Here is a 25,162-nt window from a genome sequence, read left to right as displayed (position 1 = left end):
GGGGGAGAGCTGTGAAGCGATTTAGTAGAAAACAAAACTTGGGAGATTCTATTTTTTCCATCACCAATGGCATATTTATGTTGTTTGTCATGGTGGTTACGTTATATCCTTTTTTAAACACTATTGCCGTATCTTTCAATAACGGGCTGGATACGATCCGCGGGGGGATCTATCTCTGGCCGAGGGAATGGACACTGCAAAATTACGTCTCCGTATTCCAGAATCCGAATCTGACACAAGCCGCATTTATTTCGGTTGCCAGAACTGTAGTGGGAACGGTTGTACAGCTGTTCTGTACAGCCATGCTGGCCTATGTGCTGAGCCGCAAGGAGTATATGTTCAACAAATTGGTCACGACGCTGTTTGTCATGACGATGTATTTCAGCGGCGGCTTAATTCCGGGATACATGCTGATCAAACAAGTGGGGCTGCTGAACAGCTTCTGGGTATACATTATTCCCGGGTTGATCGGGGTGTTCAACATGATCGTCATTCGTACCTACATTCAGGGACTGTCGGAGGGATTGATTGAATCCGCGAAGATGGATGGAGCCGGAGATTTTCGGATTTTCATGCGTATCGTGCTTCCCTTATCCAAGCCGGTTCTGGCTACGGTTGCACTGTTTATTGCTGTAGGTCAGTGGAACTCCTGGTTTGACTCCATGTTGTACACGGCGGGAAATCGGAATTTGACTACCTTGCAGTATGAGTTGATGAAATTGTTATCCTCTGCGACCTCACAGGGGGGAACCGTCAACGTGGATTCATTCAAAAATGTAACCAACATGGTGACGCCTGTATCCATTCGTGCAGCGATCACGGTTGTGACGGCAATGCCGATCGTTTTACTGTATCCGTTCTTGCAAAAATACTTTGTGACTGGACTAACCATTGGAGGGGTAAAAGAATGAAAAATGCAAATCAAAGCGAACAATGCACGTTTAACAATCCGATTATGCCCGGGTTTTATCCAGATCCATCCGTATGCCGGGTGGGTGAAGATTTTTATCTGGTGACATCAACATTTGCTTATTTTCCTGGCGTTCCAATCTTTCAGAGCCGTGATCTTGTAAATTGGAAACAGATTGGCAATGTGCTAGACCGCCCTTCGCAATTAAATCTTCAGGGAGCAGGCCATTCACAGGGGATATTCGCTCCAACGCTTCGGTATCATGAAGGCACTTTCTATATGATTACAACCAATGTATCGCATGGCGGTAATTTTGTTGTAACCGCTACCGACCCGGCTGGGCCATGGTCTGATCCTTATTTTATTGAAGGTGCAGAAGGCATAGACCCTACGATTTTCTTTGATGACGGCAAAGCGTATTACCTTGGTACACGTCCTTGCTCCGAGGGAGTTCGTTATAATGGGAACTGGGAAGTGTGGCTGCGGGAGTTGGATCTGGGCAGTATGAAGCTGGTGGGAGACAGTTACGTTCTGTGGCGCGGGGCGATGGTGGATGTCATCTGGCCGGAAGGCCCGCATCTGTATAAGATCGATGAATATTACTATTTATTGATTGCAGAGGGAGGCACAGGACCAAACCATGCCGTGACCATTGCTCGTAGCAAAAGTTTGACCGAAGGATACGTCGGGAATCCGAATAATCCAATCATTACACATCGCCATTTGGGTAAACGTTACCCTGTTGTTAATGTAGGACATACCGACTTGGTGCAGGCTGAGAACGGTCAATGGTTCATGGTCATGCTGGCTTCGCGTCCATATGGAGGGAGCTTTAGTAATCTGGGGCGGGAGACGTTCCTTGCTTCTGTCGTTTGGGAGGACGGATGGCCTGTTGTCAATGAGGGCCGCGGAATCCTGGAGGAGCAGGGCACGTTGGATTTGAAGCCTGTTCCGGTAGAGCCGCAACTGCGTTTTGACCATTTTGACAGTGATAAACTGGGCTTGCAATGGATGTTCCTGCGCAATCCTCAGGAGGATCTCTATTCATTAACCGAACGAAAAGGATACTTGCGGCTGAAGTTGAAACCGCAAACATTGAAGGAAAAAGAAAACTCCAGCTTTGTTTGTCTGCGTCAAAGGCATATGGATTATGTCGCAGCTACAGCGATGGAATTTGTGCCCGGGAATGCAAACGAAACTGCTGGTCTTGTCGTCATTCAGAACGATCTGTATCACATACGGATTGAGCGTGCTCTGACCGAGAACCAGCAAGTGCTGCGTGTGGTGACCGTTATAGATGGTCAGGATACCCACATTGCGCAAGTCGCGCTGGATGATGAAGTATCGCGAGTGTATATCAAAATGGCCGCGACAGGTCAGCAACTAAGCTTCTACTACAGCAGGGATGGAAGTAAGTATCATCTGGTGGCTGAACAGGTGGATACAAGCAGCTTGAGCACCGAAGTAGCCGGCGGCTTTGTTGGCTGCTGTATCGGAATGTTTAGCAGCAGCAACGGTACTTCATCTGATCAGGTGGCTGACTTTGACTGGTTTGAATATGGTTCATATAAATAATATTTAGATGACAGAATAACAGCAAGAAAGCTCAATCCGGTGGCGGTAGTCCAGGGATTGAGCTTTTTTTCGTTTTTTTTGCTAAAGGGAAAACTGTGGGAGAGTAGGGGACGCGTTACAGCTTATTGATTAGTTTCATATGTTGAGTTTTTAATGATGTTAACTATTTTACGCTGAGCATCCTTGGCCTCCGGAATTGGATAGAGGACAAAGACATGGTTCATTTTGGGGTAAACGTATGTTTGATGATCGATTCTTTGATCCGTCAGCAGTTTGTCGAGCTTCATATTATCAGGAAACAAGCCCTCGTGAGTCCCGATAAAGATGCTGATTTTGCCCAGACCGGTGAAATCTCCGTAGATTGGACTAATTAACGGATCGTTCAACGGTTTGTCAGCTGCCCAGATCCGCCGGATGACATCATACCCTTCCACAGCGAGCATAGGGTCGCGTGTCTCGTAATCGAATATGACCGGATTGTCCAACACCATATCCACACAAGGTGATAACAAGATGATATCTTTGGGCTGCGGGAGATTATGCATCTTCAGATAATGGGCCAAGGCAAGGGAGATGTTCCCGCCTGCGGAATCCCCCATAATGGTGAGTTGTGCCGGGTCGTCCACGGAGGCAAGGAGATCCCGGTATAGATTGAGCAACTTCGGATACGTGTGCTGATAATTAAAATGCGGAACCTTTGGATAGATGGGAGCAACAACTTTGGCATTCAGAGCCTGAGCTATGCGGTCCATGAATTTCCAGTGTAAAGACAGCGGCTGGTGTGTATGGGCCCCGCCATGAATGTAGAGAATGACCCTCTGTTCACGGGAATGCTGATCGTTTAAGGTGAACACCTGCATGTCTTCATGGGAGCGCTCTTTGATGGAAGATGACAGTTTTGTTTTACCCAAGATATAAGGTTTAATGTTTTCCAAGCCCATATGATCCAGGTGTTTGCGGGTAAGCTCGCGTGTTGAAAAAATTTTCTTGGTATCTAACGTTCCGATATATTTCTCGAATAGAAAGCTCGTCAACGAGCGTTTGTGATTATGGATATACATGTTCATTGAGGAATCACCCTTCCTGATGGAGTTCAGATATACGATCTGTGGAGACTATAAGTAAAGTATAAAGGTTGAAGTGTACTTCAAGGTCAATCTTAATTTTTCCATCAAACCGTTATGGTTAGAGTAAAGCATGGTACCCGTTCTATGTTATGATATTTGCATCTTCAAAAGTTCGATTGAAGGGGCATAGCGTATGAATCAGAGCATACAACAGTTTAAAGCGGATTTTTTCAAAGCGTTGGCACACCCGATGCGAATTCAGATTCTGGAGCTGCTGAGTGAAGGAGCCAAGAATGTGAATGAACTGCAAAGCATTCTGGGATCGGAAGGCTCTGCCGTTTCACAGCAACTGGCTGTATTGCGCAGCAAAAACGTTGTCCACGGAATCAAAGAAGGGACAACCGTCACTTATTCGCTGCGTGATCCGCTGATTAAGGACCTGCTGGCAGTCACCAAACAGATTTTTGACAATCATCTGGTTGATGCCATTTCCATGCTGGAAGATATTCGTAAAGAGTCCTGACACAATAAACAAGAGCAACTGGATGTAATCACCGGAGGTTCTTGTTTTTTGTGTTAGGTTCCCGTTGGAATTGTGCGTAATCCGATTGACAGGACGTATGCAGGGGAGTAGTGTTTTAAATATATTCAAATATTCAAATATATGAAAAAAAGAAGGTTTTTGTACATGAGATGGATGGGGAGATATGCAGGGTATAATGCTGCCGCTTTTCGCAAGGATCTGTTATCAGGGCTGATTGTAGGTATCATTGCGATTCCACTCGGTATGGCGTTTGCCATCGCTTCCGGGGTCAAACCGGAGTATGGATTGTACACCACTGTAATCGCAGGGGTTCTCATTTCCTTGCTGGGTGGGTCCAAGTTCCAGATTGGCGGGCCAACGGGGGCATTCATTCCAATCCTCTTTGCCATTGTGATGCAGTATGGATATGAGAATCTGCTGATCGCCGGAATGATGGCCGGCTTGATGCTTGTACTTATGGGCGTATTCAAGCTTGGGGCGTTAATCAAGTTTATTCCAAGGCCGGTGACTATCGGTTTTACGGCAGGGATCGCCGTCATTATTTTTAGCGGACAAATTACGAACTTCCTTGGACTTCGGGGCATCGAGAAACACGAGGATTTCTGGTCTAATATGAAAGAAATCGGGATGCATATCTCAACGATTAATATATACAGTGTGCTTACAGCTGGAATCTGTCTGGCTGTTCTTCTGCTTGTGCCCAAGTTTGCACCAAAGGTGCCTGCATCACTGGTGGGGCTGGTTCTTTCGACGGTAGTCGCGGCGTTCTTTTTTGAAGGGCAGGTGGCTACGATCGGTTCGTCCTTTGGCGCGATACCTAACTCTTTGCCTCAGTTTCATGTGCCTGAGATCACTTGGGAGCGAATCATGAACTTGCTGCAACCCGCTTTTGTCATCGCCATGCTGGGTGGAATTGAATCGCTGTTATCCGCAGTTGTTGCCGATGGCATGACCGGAAGTCGGCATAACAGCAATCGAGAGTTGATTGGGCAGGGGATTGCTAATATGGTGACGCCGTTATTTGGTGGTATTCCTGCAACAGGAGCGATTGCACGTACAGCAACAAATATCAAATCCGGCGCAGTATCGCCATGGTCTGGCGTGATTCACGGTGTAGTGGTTTTGCTGGTACTTGTTCTCTTTGCGCCATATGCATCTCACATTCCTCTTGCCAGTATGGCTCCCGTTCTCATGCTGGTTGCCTGGAATATGAGTGAACGGAGATCCTTCATGCATGTCATGAAAACCAAAACGAGCGATTCACTCGTTCTGCTGATTACCTTTTTGCTGACCGTATTTACAAGTTTAACAACGGCTGTAGAGGTTGGGTTGATTCTGGCTGTTCTTTTATTTGTTAAACGCATGAGTGAGATGTTAAAGGTTGCCAAAGTACTGCCCGATCCCGAGCATAAACATGAGAAAGTCATGGCCCACATGGTTCGGGAAGGACATGACTGTCCGCAAATAAGCTTGTATACAATTGAAGGGCCACTTTTTTTCGGCGCAGCGGATATGTTCGAGAAGTCGGTCATGGATTCGATTCATCGGCGACCAGGCACTCTGCTGTTGCGCATGGGCAAGGTGCCTTTTATGGATACAACAGGTGAATCCAATCTGGCCCGTGTTGTCAAACATATGGAGAGATCCGGGGGCAGGGTTTTACTTTCAGGCATTCAGGCGCAACCGTTGGAAATGCTGAAGAGAACAGGTTTGATTGAACGGATTGGTTCGGATCATATGTTTGAGCACACGGGTGAAGCTATCAATTATGCATTGCAGCATCTGGATGTTCAGAAATGCAGGGGGTGCAAACATTTTGCCTTTCGTGAATGTGCTGCATTGTCGAGCACTGGCGGCGATCCAGCGCGTAATAACCTGCTGAAACCTGGAAAGCGAGTCAATTCAAATACCCCTTTCTAACCTGCTGATGAGAGATGGAACTATAGGAGTCTAAAGAGTATTTACTCATCAAAATATATATTCTGGAAAATAAACGAAAAATATACTATGTTATAGGTTGATAGGTGAAAGGATTATATCGTTCATCAGATGAGAAATAATCATATTAAACCGAAGGAGTATACATATGTCCATTCAACCGACTGCTTTACGTTCAGTGCTTAACCCCAGGTACCTGGAGTCTGCATTGAGTAATCAATATGACATTGGAACATGGGAAGAATGTTTGTTTTGGCTTAGAGGATTGAATGATACCTACCGGGTTCGCACATCCAGTGGCATGTATATTCTCCGCATCTACCGCACTGAAATCACGGAGGCAGATGTTCAGTATGAGCTTTCATTATTGTCTCAACTCAAGAACGTTCTAGGTTCTGCGGAACATACCGACATTGGAGAATACATCGAGAAGAAAGATCATACGGAATATACGGTGTTGGAGGCTGCGGAAGGCAAGCGGGTTGCTGTAATGTTTCGGTATATTGAGGGTACGGAGAACAACCTGGAGGATGAGGAGTCTTGTTACGCCTTTGGCCAATCTGCGGCTGAATTGCATGAGGCTATGGATCAGGTGAACATGGAGCTGCCACGATATGAGCTGGATCTGAAGTTACTTATTGACGAACCCCTTGAGCGAATTATCCACTATATTGGTGAGAACAATGAAGCAGCAGCATTTCTCCATACGTTTGCCACAACGTTAAAAGAACGCATCGTTGCCGCTTCCAGACAAGATCTGGATTTTGGTCTGTGCCATGGCGATATGCATGGGAATAACAATGCGTTTCAACAGGAGCATCAGTTCATCCATTATGACTTCGAGTGGGCAGCCAAAAGCTGGCGTGCTTACGATCTGGCTCAAGTGAAGGTGCGAAAGAGACAGTCTGAAGATCGAAAGGCAGTATTATGGAAAGCACTCATGGCAGGTTATCGTTCAGTCAGAAGTTTTTCCTCGGAAGATGAGCAGGCTGTTGATCTCTTTATTGTTGCTCGTCGATTCTGGGTGATGGGTCTGGATGTTGCTTTTATTGAGAGTGATACGGGTGCGCTGGACTATGGTTCGGATTGGCTGGACAGTTTCGTGGAAGAATTCCGGGATACGGGGATTATATCCTAGCAAATGATGAACATTATTTAGGTGTAGGTTTGAATGTTTTAAGACCCTTCCGAGTCAACTTAAACTCGGGAGGGTCTTTTTCATCTTATATTGAAGGTAACAGGGTCACTTATTAGTTGGATGATGATGAAGAAGCGGCAGCAGCCGATGCTGCGGCAGCTGCGGCCATGGCTGCTTGTTGAGCGATGATAATATTTGTGATACTGGTTGAGATCGTTGTCGTAAGCACACCGTTTCGCAGATTCTCCACATGTTGAATGGCTATCAACGCGGATGAGAACAGGAGCAACTCCTGTTTATCGATCGACCAAGCCCCGAAGCCTTTTTGAGTCCGTAACCAGTCATTTGTTTCCGCGACTTCATCCACTAACGCGTCTCTGTCCGAAGGCAGTAGGGAAAGTATCCCGAGAGAGGGTAATGTGTATGTTTTGTCCATTCGGAGATCCCTTTTACGAAAAGCTTCATTTAAGGCAATCACACGAGCACCTGCATCCGGGTTATCCTCTCCAAGAACCAGTACCTGTGTTAACGCCTGCACACTGTTTCTGGAAGAAAACTCTGGTTTTAATTCCCTATAGAGTTGTTCCATACGTGCCACACCAGTATCCACATCGAGATCGGAAAGGGCTAACATGGCAGCGAAAATGTAGTCATCCTGACCAGTAAGGAAGCGATGCTCTGCTTTCATACTGTCATAGAATGATTTGGCTCGCTCCACCGTAGGTTGAAACTGCTCAGGTGATACCTGAGTAGCGATCTGATAGGCGGCAATAACCAGATAATCAGAGTTGCGGAATTTGATCTCTTTCATCAAGTCATAGACATGCAGGGTATCTACCAATCTCGTCTCTTCATCTGTTGTAAGGGAGAGCATGGCAGCAATGCTAATGGCCGAATTACCTCTGAATGCAGAGAAGAGTTTTGTGTTTTGCTTAATCAACTCTTGGCTTTGGCGAATGGCTTCCGCATCAGCAACTTTATTCTCTGCTGCATAGAGCAAGGCGGCCAGACGATGAATCATCCCATGTTGCCATTTGAACGACTTCTTGATGATCTGAGTGTTGGAAACGAATAATTCAACTCGTTCTGCATGATGTTGTTGCATAGGCACACCTCCATATTCAATGTTATTCAACAATACCCTTCCAGCTTCCTTCATTCCGTCTATGTAAACAGATTAGATGATTAGGAATATTAAATGAATTAAAGCGATTATTCCCATAGGGTAGATCAATGATCTGGAGAACCCGGTTTTAAATTCATTTCGAGGATGTTTTTCGAAAAAGAAGTGTAATACGGTATGTATGATGAAAAAGATATCCAGCACCCAAAATGTAATGGTCTGATACGAGCTAAAAAGAAGAGAGAGGATGATGGTATACATTGGCAGGTGAATCCAAGTGAAATACCTATACGCTTTATCATCTTCCATATCTTTTAACACTATAAACAATTTCCACTCGGACCGCCTGATGGCATCCATTTCGTGAAGCAGAAAGAGAGACAGGTTAAACAAAAATAAAACCAGTAAAAAGTCAGGCATGTAAAGTCTCCCATTTTTCAATTTTATACAAGCAGGTCAATAGCGAACAAGTCACTTACGGTATTGCGACCCACATATACAATACGTGAGTTGTCCTTTGGGGGTTCCAGCAACCTCCCTGTCGAGTCATGTATTAGAAGTCTCTGTCACTTTGTTTACACAACGCTGCAGTGAATTGTTTATTGAACTGTCTGCCATATTCATTAAGCGGTTATCCTATACCTATATGTGTAGTGAATCCGTTTCCTCACATTCCTTGTTGTATTTCTGCGGCACATCTCGTACAATTTGGTGAAGTAATTCTGCATTGCGTTAATGTGAATGTAAAAATTAAAATTACATCAGGAAGCTGTACACAAGAAAAGGGGAGAATCGTTTGGAATCAAAGCAACTATCTAGAGGGCTAAAGCCCCGCCATGTAGAGCTGATTGCACTCGGAGGTACAATCGGCGTTGGTTTGTTCATGGGATCGGCAAGTACGATCAAATGGGCAGGACCATCCGTGCTGCTGGCCTATTTATTGGCCGGTATCGTTATCTTTTTTGTCATGCGAATTATGGGGGAAATGTTGATTCAGGAGCCGGTCACAGGTTCGTTTGCTACATTTGCTCACAAATATATTAGTCCGCTTGCCGGATTCCTGACCGCCTGGAGTTATTGGTTCTTGTGGGTTACGGTTGGTATGGCGGAAGTTACGGCGATTGGTATCTATGTCGGGTATTGGTTCCCGGATATTCCACAGTGGCTACCAGCACTTGCTGGGGTGCTCATCATTGCGGCGGCAAATCTGGCGGCGGTGAAGTTCTATGGGGAGTTTGAATTCTGGTTTGCGATGATTAAAGTGACGGCTATTGTAGCCATGATCGTGATCGGAACCGGGCTCATCTTCTTCGGCTGGGGGAACGGAGGACAGCCAATCGGGCTGTCGAATCTGTTTAGTCATGGCGGATTCTTCCCTGGAGGGATCAAAGGTTTCCTCTTTGCACTGTGTATCGTAACGGCTGCGTATCAAGGGGTGGAGATGGTCGGTATTACAGCAGGCGAAGCGGAGAATCCGAAATATACCTTGCGTAAAGCGATCAAAAATATCGTGTGGCGTATTCTTATTTTCTACGTTGGTGCCATATTTGTTATTGTAACCTTGTACCCTTGGAACGAAGTAGGCGAGACGGGCAGCCCGTTTGTGCTCACCTTTGCCAAGGTCGGTATTGTGGCTGCAGCGGGGATCATTAACTTTGTGGTGCTCACAGCGGCCATGTCGGGATGTAACAGCGGGATCTACAGTGCAGGACGGATGTTATACACGCTGGCTGAGAATGGGCAGGCACCTGCCTTTTTCAAAAAGCTGTCCAAAGGCGGGGTTCCCCGCAATAGTATCGTCATCACAATCTCCTTGCTGCTGATTGGGGTTGTGCTGAACTACCTGATGCCGGACTCCAAATTGTTCCTGTACATCTACAGTGCAAGTGTTCTTCCGGGTATGGTTCCATGGTTCGCACTGGCGTTCAGCCAGTTCCGATTCAGAAAGCGTTGGGGCAACGAAATGGCGGATCATAACTTCAAGTCCAAATGGTTCCCGATCAGCAATTACATTATTATTGTGTATCTGATCCTCGTCATTATCGGTATGGCGTTTAACCCGGATACGCGCTTGCCTCTGATTGTTGGAGCTACGTTCATGGCCATCGTGGTGGCTGGATATTTCGCATTTGGCATCGGCAAAAGACAACGCATAGATGGTGGCGAAGATCGCTAGTCTAATATTCAAAAATCAACTTATATCGTAATATCATACATGCATTCCTTGAAACGATTGGAGAACCTGAAGGTGATTCAGCGTTATTCAGGGAATGCATTTTTTTTCGGAAAATGGCATGGGGTTAGGGGAGATTCAATGTTAGACGGTTGTCATGGAATCTGGTTAGCTTAGTTTAAATAACGCCCAACTCGGTTACAAAGGAAAGAGTGCAACTTTTATAAAACAAACTTCTGTGATCGTATTGATCAATGTAAATAACCAAGGAGGAAATTGAACATGGCTAATCAAGACCAGCACACCATGCAAGATCCAACGACACAATATCCGAAGGCTACACCGGAGTGGAAGCAGCAACAGGATGAGCCGGGGCTTCAGCGTGAGATGACTCCTGTTCCTGATGCGGGTGAGAAAAGTTATAAAGGTAGCGGACGTTTAACAGGACGCAAAGCAGTTGTGACCGGAGCAGACAGTGGAATAGGCCGAGCGGCAGCGATTGCGTTTGCTCGTGAAGGCGCAGATGTCGTTCTGGCTTATCTGCCGGAAGAGGAAGCAGATGCGCAGGAAGTTGTGAAGCTGATTGAGGAAGCCGGTCGCAAAGCAATCACAATGCCAGGTGACTTGAAGGATGAGAAATACTGTGAGGAACTCATTGAATCTGCTGTAAAAGAGCTTGGTGGGATTGATATCCTCGCTAACGTGGCAGGTAAGCAGCAGTTTGTAGAGCAGATTGCAGATCTGACCACCGAGCAATTCGATGCTACGTTCAAAACAAATGTCTATTCCATGTTCTGGCTCTGCAAAGCAGCTGTGAAACACATGAAGCCGGGCAGCTCCATTATCAACACATCATCGATTCAGGCGTATAAACCTTCGCCAATCCTGCTGGATTATGCGACAACGAAGGCATCCATTAACACGTTCAGCAAAGCGTTAGCACAACAGGTGGGTAGCAAAGGGATTCGTGTCAATGTTGTTGCACCAGGACCGGTATGGACACCACTTCAGGTCGTGGGTGGACAACCAGTCGAGAAGCTGGCTGATTTTGGCTCCAACACACCGCTTGGTCGAGCAGGACAACCTGCCGAGATGGCTCCGGCATTTGTGTTCCTGGCAAGCCAGGAATCCAGCTATGTGAGCGGCGAGACATTGAATGCGAATGGTGGTACGGTTAGTCCGTAAACGTTGGATATAAAAAGGCTTATGAATCCTAGGTCAGTGATCATAGGCCAGTTAAATAAAGAACACCATTCCCTGTGCAGGTGAATGGTGTTCTTTGTTGTTATGCTATTTTTTTAAAATTATAAAGTTACTTCTGCTCTGGTTTCGGGTCCAGAATGGCATAACTGCCTAGCGTGGCTAATTGTGCTGTATTCAGAAGCGCTTCATCCACTGCAGCAAGGGCTTCACCGGCAGCTGTCATCAGCTCATCAGAGTCAACAGGTGAGGCAAAACGGAGAATGACCCGGTTTTCTCCCTTTTTAAGTTCACTCTCAGCCTTGGTTTTGTACTCATTAAGGGATGCGACTTCGAGATCATTCTGCACATAATAATCATTGGCATCGCTCTCGCCATTAAACATCGCGAGCTCGGAATCAAGCCAGTAATCCTTATCCGCTATTGTTTTCTGACTTGCAGCAGTCTCATCGTTGGCATTGTACAAGAAGTAGGGGATGCCGGAGTTTGTCAGGTTGTTGGTGGCATCCACATGGAACCATTCGTTCCCGATTTTGACCTTGTTCCATGCATGTGGTACACCGCTGGAAGCGCCCGTTACAACGATGCTTTCCAGTCCCGAGAGATCGGAGAGCAATTTGTAGACGGAGGCATAGCTGGCACATACCCCAACTCCTTTGACCAGAATACCGTATGTGGTAAACGAGTCATTGAACTGCGGATCGACATTTTTGAAGTTGTTTTGCTCCGCATTTTCCAGCGCTGCATCATCATACTTCGCGTTATCGTTCAGATAATCGTAGATGGCTTTCCGTTTCTCGTCTTCGTTCATGCCATTCTTGATAATGGAAGCCACCACTTCGTTTGCTTTGGCAATAATCTCATCTTGCTTCTTCTGGATACCACTAGCCGATTCATTATAATGAATCGAAAGGGTAAGCGTACCATAGTTGTATTCAAAACCTTCCACACCAAGAATCAAGGGATTCTGGTACATCACTTTCAGAACAACATCCGAGAGTGTCGTGAAATTTTGAGCTTCGGGGAAAGCTTTTAACGAAATTTTATCTTGTGCCGCAATCATGTTTTTGGCTAAAACTTCTTCCAATGCGGAATCTGCATTGATCATTGCATCGCCTGTAGCAGGCTGAGGCACGGTTTCCTGATTACCTTGTTCTACATTTTGCTGTGTATTCGATTTCTGCTCATCTACTAGATTGTTTTCTTCAGCTTCGGGAGCTGGAGCAGGTGTTTCGGTAGAAGTTTCTTCAGAAGCCATATCTGAAGAATTATCAGAAGTATCATTAGAAGCCTCAGTAGATAGAGGATCAGTTAAATCTTCTGACGTTCCCGTATCGGTTGTGGACTCTGTAGTTGGAGTTTCCGAAGCTGGTGCTTCTTCTGTTTCCGTTGCAGACTCAGGTGCATCATGATTGTTGATGATCGTTGGCACATCAGGTGCAGGGACGTAAGGTGTATCATTCTTCGGTTCCACCAGTCCGTTGCTGGACTCGGCTACGGTTTGCTGAGCAAGTTTTTCCAAATCTGCTTGAGTTACATTCTCTACGCGCACGTAGCTTTTCAGAGCCGTTCCTTTAACATGAAAAGGAATATTCGTTTCATTGAACTCCGAAATCTCTACGCTTTCGGTATCATAAACAATGGTTTCACGGGCTAGAGAGCCGTCATTGTACTCAACTGTTGTTTTCTGAGGAAGAACATCTATATTCTTTAATTTCTCCATATACAATTGTTCTTTCAAAGCTGTTGGTAACTGGGAAGCGAGCGGAGCTGTAGGGACACCTCTGCTAAAATTGGATTCTTTGCCTCCACCGATTGCAGTGACGTAATATTCTCCTCGTATACCATGGTTCTGAGTGGTAGTTATCATTTCATTATAAGTGCCTAGCCCGCCTTTTCCGTCTTTCATAAAATCATTGAAAGACGTCTCTGTTGTTACCGCAATATCTAAAGGCAGACTATTACTGAAAGCGTCCTCTGCGCCAGTTAGAGGTACATTTGTATCAAAGTTGGTTAGGTCAGAACGTTTATAAATTTTATATTCGGTGGCGCCTTCAACCTTGTCCCAGACCAACTTGAACCGTCTATCTTTGTCAATTTCGTATCTTAGGTTAGGTACGGGTAACTCCGATTTTACTGTAAACGGAATAATGATAGGCTGATCAAGTAGTGTTAGATTTTCCGCATCTGGATCATAATTCAGACGAATGTAATAAATGGGGGCACCGCCCCAAGAACTTTGACCCCTGTTTTTCATGGAATCTGAACTTAATACGCCCCATCCAAGAGGTCTAATAGAAATACTATTGTCATGAATATCTGATAATAAAGGTACTTCGCTTGCTTTGAGTGCTTTAATATCGGTATGTACGGATATGGTATCTCTCAGGGACCAATTAGATTTTCCTAAATCTGCTTTAAACTTGAACGTAAATTCTTTATCCTGAGCTACATTGTACATCGGCATAATCGCTTGTTCCGATTCAGAGCCGTATTTCTGCTTCAAACTTAAAATGGTAGAACCTTCTACTACTTCTGTAGGATTATTCTCGGACGGACTGCTTTCCTGCTCAGTACTCTGGCATCCAGCCAGTAACAGGGTTAGCGCAAACATAATGAAAAATAGACGTTTCATGATACACCGCTTTCTTGTTTTTCTTAGTTGCTCTAATGGCTACGTTCTATACGCCGAAAGATTATCAGATATGGTTAAAACCCTTACTCGAACCTCTTAACGGCCAAACCTCCTATTAATTTCCTAATATCCTTTGCTAGTTTATGGTCATATTGACGCATTGTCAAGGTGTGAGGGTAGGTTTTAAGTCCTGTAGAACAATAGAACAGTTGTAATTCCGTAGCGAGGGGACCATGTTAAAATACAAGAGTTACTACATATTTATATATATAACAGAATAATTTGAGGAGGCTGGGGTGGAGTATGACAGCAGAACAGATTGTCAGAACCTTTTTTGAAGAGGTCCGAACAGGGCGGAATCCCGATTATGCAAGCAACGTGATGGCAGAACAAGTACTGGCTCATCAAGTGATATCTGAAGAAGAGGTCACGGTGACTCGAACACCTTCCAATTATGCGGATCATGTGCGAGAGATGATTGAAGCATACGGGGAATTTTCACTCGAAATTCTGGAGTTGCTGACGCAAGGTGATAAAGTTTATGTGCGCTGGAGACAAACAGGTACCCATATTGGCGAAGTGGACGGATACAGTCCAACCAACCTCCCGGTGATTGAAATTGCCAGTGCGGTATACCGAGTGGAAAACGAACAAATTGCAGAGTATTGGATTCAGATCGACAGGTTGGGCATCGAAAAACAATTGGAACGTAATCGGAGCTGAGTTTCTTAGCTCTTTTTTAGTTTTCAGTTCTTTGTAAGCGTTACCGTGTTATAATGAACAAAGTTGTATACAAGTTACATAAAACGTTTTCTGTCTTTTGACTCCATTATCTGAAAGTGAGGTTCAGTGATGATTAAAGCAACGGAAGATAATCAATATGTTGAACTGACAAGCCCGACAAGTTTACCGAAGGCATCCGGATTCCTTTGGAATGAAAAGATGATGATTCATGTGAATTGCAGGGGATACGCTGTGGCCCAATTCATGCAGCCCGAACCTGCTAAATACTCGTATGCGCCCAACCTGGAAGCCAAGACGTTTATGCAACCGGAGCAGCCATATTATGCCCATCATCCGGGACGGTTTGTCTATATTAAAGATGAAGTAAGTGGCGAAATTTTCTCAGCTCCGTATGAACCGGTTCGCAAGCAGGCGGAAAGTTATACGTTCGCTGTCGGTAAACACGATATTCACTGGAAAGTGATTCAGGACGACATTTGCATCGAGATGTCCCTGCGTTTGCCGAAGGAAGATGTCATGGAGCTATGGCGTGTGAAGGTAACCAACCTGTCTTCGAGAAAACGCAAGCTGAGTATCTACCCGTATTATACGGTCGGCTATATGTCATGGATGAACCAGTCCGGTTCATATGTGGAAGATTTGCAGGGCATTGTCTGCTCGGCGGTTACACCGTATCAGAAATATCAGGATTATAGCAAAATCAAAAACTATAGTGACAAGACCTATCTGCTTGCAGATCACCAGCCGACCGCGTGGGAAGTAAATCATGAGAGCTTTGAAGGCGAAGGCGGACTTCATAATCCTTCGGCCCTTCAGTCGGAGACACTCGCAGGTGGAGATGCGCGCTATGAGACACCTGTGGCTGTATTGCAATACAGAGTAGAGCTGGAAGCGGGAGCGGAGCAGGCGTATCGATTCATCTTTGGTCCGGCTCATGATGAGACAGAGATTGAGGGCATTCGTCAGCATTATTTTGTGAAGCAGAATGAGGAAGGACAGGATGGTTTCACCGCAGCCGAGCAGGAGTATGCTGAGTATATTGCGGAAGGGCAAGGGAACATCCAGATTGAGACACCGGACAGCTGGCTAGATAATGTCGTGAATCACTGGTTACCTCGCCAGATGTACTATCATGGCAAAACCAATCGTCTGACAACCGATCCGCAGACGCGGAATTATTTGCAGGACAACATGGGCATGAGTTACATTCAGCCACAGATTGCGCGGGCTGCGTTCTTGACTGCTTTGTCTCAACAGCATATAAGCGGCGCGATGCCAGACGGCATTATTTTGCACCCGGACGCAGAATTGAAATATATTAACCAGGTTCCTCATACCGATCACTGCATCTGGCTTCCTGTCTGTATGAAGACCTATTTGGATGAAACGAATGACTATAGCATTTTGGAGGAACAGGTTGCTTTTACAGACAGTGAACAAAAGGTTTCTGTACTGGAGCATATGAATCTTGCGATGCGCTGGTTGATCCATGAGCGTGATGCGCGTGGGTTGAACTATATCAATCAGGGTGACTGGTGTGATCCGATGAACATGGTGGGGTACAAAGGCAAAGGCGTATCCGGCTGGCTGACCATTGCGACGGCATATGCATTTAATGTGTGGGCAGATATTGGTGAACAGGCAGGGCATGCCGAGGTCGCAGCGGAATTCCGTCAGGAAGCCGACCAGACCAATGCGGTAGCCAATGAGTATCTGTGGGATGGGGACTGGTATGCGCGCGGAATTACGGATGATAACGTAGTGTTTGGCATAAGCAAAGACGTGGAAGGACGCATCTATATCAATCCTCAGAGCTGGGCACTTATGAGCGGTGCTGCGGATCAAGATAAACAGGAGAAGTTGATTCGTGCGGTAGAGGAGCAATTGGAGACACCATATGGTGTCGAGAAGCTCGCGCCGTCTTTCACAGCTATGCGGGAAGATGTAGGTCGTGTCACGCAGAAACATCCGGGAAGTGCGGAGAATGGTGCCGTGTACAATCACGCGGCGGCGTTCTATATTTATGCGTTGTATCTGGTGGGCGAGAAGGAGAAGGCGTATCGTCTGTTGCGTAAAATGATTCCTGGCCCCGATGCCGAGGATATTCTCCAGCGGGGTCAGCTCCCCGTATTTATTCCGAATTATTATCGCGGAGCTTATCGTCAATTCCCACGTACAGCCGGGCGCTCCAGTCATCTGTTCAACACCGGCACGGTGCCGTGGGTGTATCGTTGCCTGATCGACGGATTGTTTGGACTGCAAGGTCATGCACAAGGACTTCAAGTGAGTCCGCAACTACCTGAAGACTGGAACGAGGTATCGGTCACACGTTTGTTCCGCGGAGCTGAGCTGAATGTAAACATGAAGAAGGATGCTTCTGTCGAGCAGATTGAGGTGCATGTTGACGGTCAACGGATTGCAGGTGACATCATCAAGAACATACAAGCCGGTATGAAATATGAGGTGCTGGTGAAGTTGCCATTGTAGAAAAGCGCAAGGAGTACTGCTGAACGATGTGAAGAGTTTTGGACGATCACGAAGCCGAATTAAAAACTGCCTTTCCTTTATAAGAGGAGGGCAGTTTTTGGTTTCAGCATAGTCAGGACTCATTCCATTCTTTGACTCTGTACCAATAGCTATAAATCTCTGAATAACCCAGCTTGGCGTAGAGCTTCAAGGCAGGCGCATTATTCGCAACGACTTGCAGATAACTAGAAGTAGCACCTTGTTTTTTTGCCCAATGCAATAGATGCAGGATCATCTGTTCAGCAAGTCCCTGATTCCGGAAGTTAGCGTCTGTAATGATGTCATACAATCCAATGTAGCCACGTTCGATGACACCAAACCCACAAGCGACGACTTGCCCATCAATTAACAGCGAGATGAAACCTACCTGTGTGCGGATATTATGTAACATTAATTCCGTCGTTTCCCGTTGCAGATCATTCACCTTGTTCAATCGGCAAAAGTGATCCAGCCAAGCTGTGGTCAACTGTTCGTCGATCTGTACAACTTGGTGCACAGGCTCTTTGATCTCTTCCAGACTCCGAGTTTGGATACGGGTCAGATCAACAACGCCATACCCTTTGTCTTGCAAAAGCTGGTCGAGATGATCCGGCTGAATAAACGGCGTGATTTTGAATATGGTACTTAATTGATTGGAAGCATAGATACGCTCACATTCCTCAATCTTTTCATGCACATCCAGAGTGGAGTAGTGGATCGGTTGAACGGAGTTGGCACGTTTGGTATATCCTTTGGCAAAACGGAGTACCCAACCGTCATATAGTAAGGTGGACAAGGGCTGCCAGTGGTTAAGCGATAGTTCTTCAATGGTTTTGTGTTCTGTATCTATTGTATAAGTCATATCCAACCTCCGATTTTGTAATTAAATAATAATACATAATAATGTATAAAAATACAACAAAAACAGATATATCGCCGAACAGTATGCATTATAGCCGGAGATGGTATACAATTTGATTTGGTTGAATAACTTCAGAAGCGGAGAGCATTATGTTAACTATAGAATTAAATAATCACAGCATTAACTGTCATATCCAATACGGCAAACGCAAGAAAGTGTCCATCACGATGGACTTGCCTTATATGGTAACGATCAAAGCACCGAATGGTACCAGTGAAGACATGATCCGGCAACTTGTAGAGCAGCACGGGGATGTGATTTTGAAGAAATCCGCTCTGATGCAGCGGGCGCTTGACGGTCCTCAAGCCAAGGAATACGAAGATGAGGGCAAAGGGAAGTTTTTGCTTTTTGGCAAGGAGCATGCACTGCATGAATTAATCCCTGTAGAGGGACTTACAGAAGAGGAGCTGCGAGCGAATCTGAAGAAGTTTTATTTTGCGGAGTGTAAACGCATGATTGGGGAGCGCATCGGACGTTATCAGCAGGAGTTGAAGGTGAAACCGAAGTCGGTGGAGATCGTAGATTCTCCCACCAAGTGGGGCAGTTGTAGCTGGGACAAAAAGCTGACGTTCAATTATCGGCTGGCGATGGCGCCACTGGAAGTGATCGATTATGTCATCATTCATGAACTTTGCCATATTCACCACATGAATCATGACCGCTCTTTCTGGCGGCGGATCGGCAGCATCATGCCGGATTACAAAACAAAAGAAGATTACCTGATGCGCAATGGTCGAGCCATGACGTTGTAAATATAATTTTCAACACTTTATTGTATTTGTTATCAGATTTCATGTTTCTCTAGTATAATGGATAGTAAGTCCTATACATTTTAGTTAAAGAGTAGATTAAGAGGTGAGAATTTGATAGTAAAGAATAATATACTTGGCTTGAATATTACCAATAGATTAAAAAATACTAATAAATCAATCTCCGAATCAACAAGTAAATTATCTTCTGGTTTACGAATTAACAAGGCGGCAGATGACGCAGCAGGATTGAGTATTTCTGAGAAGATGAGGGCTCAGATTCGTGGTATGAATCAGGCGGAAAGAAATATACAAGATGGGATATCATTAATTCAAACTGCTGAGTCAGGACTAGGTAATATACAGGATCCATTATTAATTAGATTAAGAGAGCTTGCTGTGCAAGCAGCAAATGGTAGCTTAACAGATTCGGATCGTTTGATTATACAGGAAGAAGTTCGACAGATTAAAGAGGGCATTAATGATATTGCCAATAATACATATTTTAACGGGATTAATTTGTTGAATAATGGATCAAATGAAGTTGTTAATCAGGATGGAGAAATTAAACCAGGCTCAGTAAGTTTCATTACGTATGTGGGAGAAAATATATCCACTCTCGGTCGATCCACCTTGATTGGTAATAGTGGAAATATTCAGAATGCTATTGGAGTTGAAATCTTATCCGGAATTAATGATCAGTTAACGATAAAATTTGACGATACGGCATACACCATTAATATCAGTGCAGGTGTGTATCGTGGATCCTCTACTGCACTATATGATGATATTAACTCAAAGCTAAGGGCTATAGGGGCTCCAGTAGAACTCTCCAATGCTTACAGTCATTGGGATGATACACATATGAGAACGCTATTGACCAGCACAATTTCAGGGAATCACAAGATAGAAGTTGAAGGAACAGCGTTTAATGAAATTTTCACCGAAGAGCTTACATATAGAGCAAGATATGAGGTTTGGGGCAGGGAAGCTGATTTTTCTATAGGTTATACGGTTAAAAGTGGTGTGAATGATACTCTTCATATTAAGGATTCGGGTGTTGACAAGACCATAATTCTTGCAGAAGGAACGTATAGCAGAGATGAACTTATTGAACAGTTAAATAACCAGTTCGATAGTGTCGGAGCCGATATCTCAGCTAGTTTTTCATCTGCTACTGGTGTGAATGTGAGTGCTGGACCGGGTAATAAACACTACATGCTAATATTGACACACAAAACAAGTGTTTCTCCGAACGCAATTCAACTAGTTTCAGGTAACGCACTTAATCCCCTTTTTATGCGTCCAGTGATTCCAGGTGATGTTTGGAATCCCAAAACGAAGAGTTCTTTAACGACAAATCTTGATCTAACTAATGGTATTGTTATTAATGGAGATAGTAACCGATGGGAAATTGGTCTTGAACATTCAATAAATAAAACATTTATTTTAGATGAGGGTAGTTACTCTTCATCAGAATTTATAGATTATCTGAACAATGAATTTCAAAAAAAAAGTGCGGGAATTATTGCTGTTGATGATAATGGTATGCTCAAATTTGAAAGAGAAATGAACGGTAGTAGTTACCAGATAACTGATTTTAAGATAACTGATATCAGTGGAAATGAAAATGGTTCAAGTTCTGACCAAACATATTTAGGTTTGCAAGTGGGTGCTAATCAAGGAGCAACTTACAAAGTTCAGCTTGCAGATGTTAGAACGAAATCAATTGGAGTAGAGAACATTAACCTTTCTTTACAGCACGATGCCAACAGATCACTCGTCCAGATTGATAAAGCCATTGAACATGTGTCTTCACACAGAGCTAGATTTGGCGCTTACCAAAATGCTCTTGGGCATGTATTGAACAATGTTATGAACGCTTCTTCTAACTTGTCCGCTGCAGAATCCAAGATAAGAGACGCAGATATTGCGAAAGAAATGATGAAAAATACGAAAGAAACTGTTCTTTTACAAGCGACACAAGCTATGCTAGCTCAAGCCAATCAAAAATCATCAGATATATTGCAACTGTTGAGATGAAAAATCAAATGGTCGAGCCGTGACGCTATAATGCCAGACACAAGCTTGTACTTAAAAAGATACATTTCTCCATTATTATTCGTAAAATCCGCGATGGTCCCACTGTTTGCAGTGAGCGGCTTCGCGGATTTTTTGTTATGACTGGATCAGGAGTGGGTTACTTGAACGCCGTATTGTTTGAAAAAATGAGTAACTGCATACATGTCCATTCGGTCATCGAACAGATGCTCAGGATAATAGATGCCTGGAGCCATAGGCTTGTCCGTTGTCATCAAGAGTATCTTCTCGGCTTGCACCGCAGCGCCGAGTGCAGTCATATGAGTTTGACCGAGTGGGTCAGAGACTGTTATCGTTCGTTCAACCTTGTTCCCTTTGGCATCCAGCCCTTTCAATTGAATGACGAGATGATGTGCACTCCCGGTTCCCGGATTATAGAGCAATTTCCGCCGGAATGGCTGGAAACGTTCACCACTGATCATCCTCCATACTCCGGTTTTGACCAATCCGGCGAGTGCATAGGTAGATACTTTACTATCGAATGAAATACGGAAACTGGCGGAATCAATATGACTCGTATGAGGCAAAGTGACGTGATCGGGTGTGTCCAGTCTGTAACATGGGGTCGTATACCCGTTCGGGAAATGTACTTTAATCGGATCTGTCATGGGATAGACAAGCCGGTTCGTGTTGGATTCGGTTACCTGAAAAGGAATACTCATCCGATCCATAAAGGCAGCTGAGTCAGGCCCGGCTTTATCTCGCAGCGAGTACAAGGCATGAATGTTTACTTCGACATGTTGCAGCGATTTAGAAAGTATCATGGCAAATAAAGAAGCTGTTCCTGCCATCCATCCAGAGGATAGCACTACAGGGGCATGAAGTTCCTCCTGCGCTACTGAACGGATCGCTTGATTGAACACCTCAGTCCAGCGTGTTACATCGATAAGTGGAATTTTTCTCCGCACTGCCGATACCAGTAGCCGATCATCCAGATCGTTCACTGCATTAATGATTAACGATATATTCTCTCCTGCGTGAATCAGTGGATCGTCTGCATTGGTATCAACAACAACCGTTTGGACACGATTGGATGGAAAAGGTGCTGCTTTACCCGCAGAACGGCCTCCCAGTACCAATTCCAGATCAGGATGCCTGTCATGCAAAATGCGGGCAAGCTGTGCACCTACAGCACCATAACCTCCAGCGATAAGAACTCTTTTTCTATTCATTCGATAAACCTCCGTTGATATGTTTATGTACTTATATGTTTAAACTATTAAACATATAAGAGTGAAGAAAAGGAATGCAGTACACCAGCGCGGTATGCGCTAGCTCTGACATTCCACTTCCACGAGATGAACGAGCTGTTTGAGTAATTCGATCGCATCGTTGAACTCCAGCTTGTAATACATCTCCGTACCTTTTTTCTGAACCGATAACAGCCCGGATTGACGCAATATTTTCAAGTGATGAGAGACCGTAGGGCGTGACATGGGGACATGCTCTGCAATCTGTGATACGTTCATGCTCTCTTGATCAATGAGCAGCGATATGATTCGCTGGCGAACGGGATCTCCCAAACCTTGAAGATAAGGACTTAGATTCTCGAAAATATCAGTAACTTTTTGGTTACCCATCGACTCGTTCATGGCTCACTCCGTTATAATGTTTAATTGTTTAAACGTATTATAAGGCTTAGTTCACTTAAAAATCAAATTTAACATTCCAAGTTGCAGGAAAATAGCTGTTCCGCTTGTCCATTTGAAGTACAATATAAGCAAATATGCCCGTACCACGAATCCATTGATGTATCCGTGGTGGAAGGAGTCCAAGATGGCTGAGAGTAACCATTATTCGGTGCTGGTAGATGAATATATCTCGGAATTTGCACCTGATGTACAGGTGAGATTACAGGCAATAAGACAGATTATTCGTGAAGCGGCTCCGAACGCCGAAGAGAAGATCAGTTACAAGATGCCTACGTATGCACAGCATGGGAATTTGGTTCATTTTGCCGCATACCAGCATCATATTGGGTTTTACCCTGCTCCCAGGGGAATTCAAGCTTTCCAGGAGGAACTCTCCAAGTATAAAGGGGGAAAGGGGTCTGTCCAGTTTCCGCTGGATCAGCCATTGCCCGTGGATCTGATCCGCCGGATTGTGGAGTATCGTGTGAAAGAAAATGTGGAGATCGCGTTGGAAAAGAAACGCAAAAAAGGAGCACCGAAGTAATTAAAGCTCCTATCACAAAAGCTCGTATCATAAACTATAAAAAACAGTCGGATGCCTATGCATTCCGACTGTTTTTGTTTTTAGATTCTAGGTTTTACTCTGGTCGTACTTCATTTTACTTTAGTTTATTCCTATGCTCTTGCTTCGCTTCTATTCAAAGGAATACGTAACGTCTGAATTACTTGCTGTAGGAATCAGATACATAAAGCTTGGGTCCACTTGCAAGTATATGGTCAGGTCGGAAACACCCAGATTAGGGACAGTCAGACTGAACCGACCATTAGCATCCAGCTTCACCGTTTCAGTGCGAATATGTTTTTCGTCAGGTGAAGGACCGTGGATCTGGAATGAGAATGTTTTGCCTGCATAAGCCGTGAGTGTTCCCCGTACTTTCAGCGTACGATCCGCTGTATATTCGAACTGCATCAGATGATTATCCAGGTAATCCTCGTTCCCGGTATCCGGTTCTTGCGGCTCTGTTCCAGGGTCTTGTGGTTCTGTCCCAGGATTCTGTGGATCGGTTACAGGTTCTTGTGAAGGATTGCTAACCGAGAAGAAACGTGTCTGATATGAAATTTCTGCTTTGGACCCGTCTTTCTTTTTCAAACCGGTAATGCGAACGTTGAACGTGTCACCTGCCTTCAGGGATTTTAAGTTATCCGGGCGGAAAATGACAGCGTAGTTATATCCATAACCATCGGTATTTACATTGAAAAAGGCTTTTGCAGGATCACTGCTAACCGGTGTTTTTGCTCCCAGTACCCAAGTTTTCTGATCGGATGAACGGACGATCTCCACCTGTACTTCGGAGTTGGAAGGCTTCGCAAAGATGTCCGGATTCAACTGTGCAGACCAGGCTTGTGACACATTGAATGCTTCAATCGGGAATGCCCCTTTATTCGGATACAAGTTGTAATTGTAATTGAGTTTTCCAGACCGGCTCGTATCCATCACTTGCATGGTGCTGAAGTGGCTCGCATAGTTTTTGTTGTCCCGGGATGCAATCCCGAAACCGACTTTCTTCAGTTGCGGACTCAAAATCCAGCGACGATGGCCGAGTGCAGCAATGTTACTGGCATCCGAATCATCCATATAAGCTTCTACGCTTTTGACTGCAAGGTTTCCTTGAGCACCATAGGAAGCGTACAGGTTGGAGCTAGAAGTCGACTTGGCTCCCAGATCAAAAAAGTCTTTCGGCATATCTGCCGGACGAGCCGGGAAGTGAGTCAATTCTCCGGTAGAGACAACAACTGCTCCATGTTGGGCTTGACGATTAAGCGCAGAGTCCAGAACGAGATCTCCCTCCAAACCGGAAAGATAACGATAGAAGTTGGCTGCACCTAGAGCCTGCTCTAATGTGGAATCACTTACTACACCAGCGACGTAAGGTGCCTTGGTCGAGGGATTCTCTGTGAATGTGGCAGTTTGGTTCTTACCACTCATCCATTGCGTCCATTTCTGACTGATTTCTTGCTCACTTCGCTCAGGCAGCAGACTGTCGACAGGGGCAGCAGCGATCTGCTGGGTCCCCAGCAGCATGAATAACAGACCTGCCAGAGGAAGAGAGAGTAACGAGCGGATGTCCCTTTTTTGAATAAACATGTTCTAATCTCCTTCTAGTAAAAAAATAATATTATGTATTCGATGTATATTATCGACATTAA

General features: G+C 44.9%; 20 protein-coding genes. 12 read left to right on the top strand and 8 right to left on the bottom strand.

What is annotated here, in order from left to right:
• Positions 1-11: 11 nt before the first annotated feature.
• Together MHI14_RS26900 and MHI14_RS26895 are read left to right on the top strand one after the other, a co-directional pair.
• Positions 12-911: a carbohydrate ABC transporter permease gene (locus MHI14_RS26900; RefSeq protein ID WP_289391168.1), complete on the top strand. Its 900-nt coding sequence runs from the start codon at positions 12-14 to the stop codon at positions 909-911.
• Positions 908-2,485 (top strand): glycoside hydrolase family 43 protein, encoded by a 1,578-nt coding sequence (locus MHI14_RS26895; protein ID WP_341131649.1) that lies wholly within the window; start codon positions 908-910, stop codon positions 2,483-2,485. The genes MHI14_RS26900 and MHI14_RS26895 overlap by 4 nt, the downstream gene beginning before the upstream one ends.
• A gap of 122 nt (positions 2,486-2,607) precedes the next feature.
• Here MHI14_RS26895 and MHI14_RS26890 read toward each other — a convergent pair whose 3' ends face one another.
• Complete coding sequence (locus MHI14_RS26890) at positions 2,608-3,552, bottom strand: alpha/beta hydrolase (RefSeq protein ID WP_341131648.1); 945 nt, start codon at positions 3,550-3,552, stop codon at positions 2,608-2,610.
• A gap of 193 nt (positions 3,553-3,745) precedes the next feature.
• Here MHI14_RS26890 and MHI14_RS26885 point away from each other — a divergent pair, with 193 nt between their 5' ends.
• The 3 genes from MHI14_RS26885 to MHI14_RS26875 all read left to right on the top strand — a co-directional run bounded on the left by MHI14_RS26885 (position 3,746) and on the right by MHI14_RS26875 (position 7,172).
• Complete coding sequence (locus MHI14_RS26885) at positions 3,746-4,075, top strand: ArsR/SmtB family transcription factor (RefSeq protein ID WP_017690603.1); 330 nt, start codon at positions 3,746-3,748, stop codon at positions 4,073-4,075.
• 165 nt (positions 4,076-4,240) lie between these two features.
• On the top strand, positions 4,241-6,016 hold the full coding sequence (locus MHI14_RS26880) for a SulP family inorganic anion transporter (RefSeq protein ID WP_341131766.1): 1,776 nt from the start codon (positions 4,241-4,243) through the stop codon (positions 6,014-6,016).
• Between the two features lie 166 nt (positions 6,017-6,182).
• On the top strand, positions 6,183-7,172 hold the full coding sequence (locus MHI14_RS26875) for a phosphotransferase (RefSeq protein WP_289391172.1): 990 nt from the start codon (positions 6,183-6,185) through the stop codon (positions 7,170-7,172).
• 112 nt (positions 7,173-7,284) lie between these two features.
• On the opposite strand, the gene MHI14_RS26870 is transcribed toward MHI14_RS26875, so the two are convergent.
• Both MHI14_RS26870 and MHI14_RS26865 read right to left on the bottom strand, forming a co-directional pair.
• Positions 7,285-8,277, bottom strand: a complete 993-nt coding sequence (locus MHI14_RS26870) for a DUF4003 family protein (RefSeq protein WP_341131647.1) — start codon at positions 8,275-8,277, stop codon at positions 7,285-7,287.
• A gap of 72 nt (positions 8,278-8,349) precedes the next feature.
• Positions 8,350-8,715: a DUF6713 family protein gene (locus MHI14_RS26865; RefSeq protein WP_341131646.1), complete on the bottom strand. Its 366-nt coding sequence runs from the start codon at positions 8,713-8,715 to the stop codon at positions 8,350-8,352.
• A gap of 376 nt (positions 8,716-9,091) precedes the next feature.
• On the opposite strand from MHI14_RS26865, the gene MHI14_RS26860 reads away from it, so the two are divergent.
• Both MHI14_RS26860 and MHI14_RS26855 read left to right on the top strand, forming a co-directional pair.
• Positions 9,092-10,471, top strand: a complete 1,380-nt coding sequence (locus tag MHI14_RS26860) for an amino acid permease (protein WP_091019689.1) — start codon at positions 9,092-9,094, stop codon at positions 10,469-10,471.
• A gap of 279 nt (positions 10,472-10,750) precedes the next feature.
• Positions 10,751-11,653, top strand: a complete 903-nt coding sequence (locus MHI14_RS26855) for an SDR family oxidoreductase (RefSeq protein ID WP_017690578.1) — start codon at positions 10,751-10,753, stop codon at positions 11,651-11,653.
• A 127-nt stretch (positions 11,654-11,780) separates the two neighbouring features.
• Here MHI14_RS26855 and MHI14_RS26850 read toward each other — a convergent pair whose 3' ends face one another.
• Complete coding sequence (locus tag MHI14_RS26850; protein WP_341131645.1) at positions 11,781-14,303, bottom strand: transglutaminase domain-containing protein; 2,523 nt, start codon at positions 14,301-14,303, stop codon at positions 11,781-11,783.
• Between the two features lie 303 nt (positions 14,304-14,606).
• Here MHI14_RS26850 and MHI14_RS26845 point away from each other — a divergent pair, with 303 nt between their 5' ends.
• Positions 14,607-15,026, top strand: coding sequence for an ester cyclase (locus tag MHI14_RS26845; protein ID WP_341131644.1), 420 nt, complete (start codon positions 14,607-14,609; stop codon positions 15,024-15,026).
• A gap of 129 nt (positions 15,027-15,155) precedes the next feature.
• The gene (locus MHI14_RS26840; protein WP_341131643.1) at positions 15,156-17,534 is read left to right on the top strand and encodes a GH36-type glycosyl hydrolase domain-containing protein; all 2,379 of its coding nucleotides are present in this window, start codon (positions 15,156-15,158) and stop codon (positions 17,532-17,534) included.
• Positions 17,535-17,646: 112 nt separating this feature from the next.
• On the opposite strand, the gene MHI14_RS26835 is transcribed toward MHI14_RS26840, so the two are convergent.
• A complete protein-coding gene (locus tag MHI14_RS26835; protein ID WP_341131642.1) occupies positions 17,647-18,414 on the bottom strand; it encodes a GNAT family N-acetyltransferase in 768 nt (255 codons plus the stop codon).
• Between the two features lie 149 nt (positions 18,415-18,563).
• On the opposite strand from MHI14_RS26835, the gene MHI14_RS26830 reads away from it, so the two are divergent.
• The gene (locus MHI14_RS26830; protein ID WP_105602145.1) at positions 18,564-19,226 is read left to right on the top strand and encodes a M48 family metallopeptidase; all 663 of its coding nucleotides are present in this window, start codon (positions 18,564-18,566) and stop codon (positions 19,224-19,226) included.
• Positions 19,227-19,337: 111 nt separating this feature from the next.
• The gene (locus MHI14_RS26825; RefSeq protein ID WP_341131641.1) at positions 19,338-21,266 is read left to right on the top strand and encodes a flagellin; all 1,929 of its coding nucleotides are present in this window, start codon (positions 19,338-19,340) and stop codon (positions 21,264-21,266) included.
• Positions 21,267-21,412: 146 nt separating this feature from the next.
• Here the strand turns inward: MHI14_RS26825 and MHI14_RS26820 are convergent, their stop codons facing one another.
• Positions 21,413-22,495 carry a saccharopine dehydrogenase gene (locus MHI14_RS26820; RefSeq protein ID WP_341131640.1) on the bottom strand — a complete coding sequence of 361 codons (1,083 nt, stop codon included), beginning with the start codon at positions 22,493-22,495 and terminating at the stop codon, positions 21,413-21,415.
• A gap of 99 nt (positions 22,496-22,594) precedes the next feature.
• On the bottom strand, positions 22,595-22,915 hold the full coding sequence (locus MHI14_RS26815) for an ArsR/SmtB family transcription factor (protein WP_430982072.1): 321 nt from the start codon (positions 22,913-22,915) through the stop codon (positions 22,595-22,597).
• A gap of 184 nt (positions 22,916-23,099) precedes the next feature.
• Here MHI14_RS26815 and MHI14_RS26810 point away from each other — a divergent pair, with 184 nt between their 5' ends.
• Positions 23,100-23,498 carry an iron chaperone gene (locus MHI14_RS26810; RefSeq protein WP_133387402.1) on the top strand — a complete coding sequence of 133 codons (399 nt, stop codon included), beginning with the start codon at positions 23,100-23,102 and terminating at the stop codon, positions 23,496-23,498.
• Positions 23,499-23,648: 150 nt separating this feature from the next.
• Here the strand turns inward: MHI14_RS26810 and MHI14_RS26805 are convergent, their stop codons facing one another.
• On the bottom strand, positions 23,649-25,100 hold the full coding sequence (locus tag MHI14_RS26805; protein WP_133387326.1) for a CAP domain-containing protein: 1,452 nt from the start codon (positions 25,098-25,100) through the stop codon (positions 23,649-23,651).
• Positions 25,101-25,162 lie beyond the last annotated feature (62 nt).

This window comes from Paenibacillus sp. FSL K6-2393 (genome assembly GCF_038002545.1).
GTDB lineage: Bacteria > Bacillota > Bacilli > Paenibacillales > Paenibacillaceae > Paenibacillus.
Note: the sequence above shows the minus strand (reverse complement) of the source record. Positions and strands in the feature narration are given on the sequence as shown.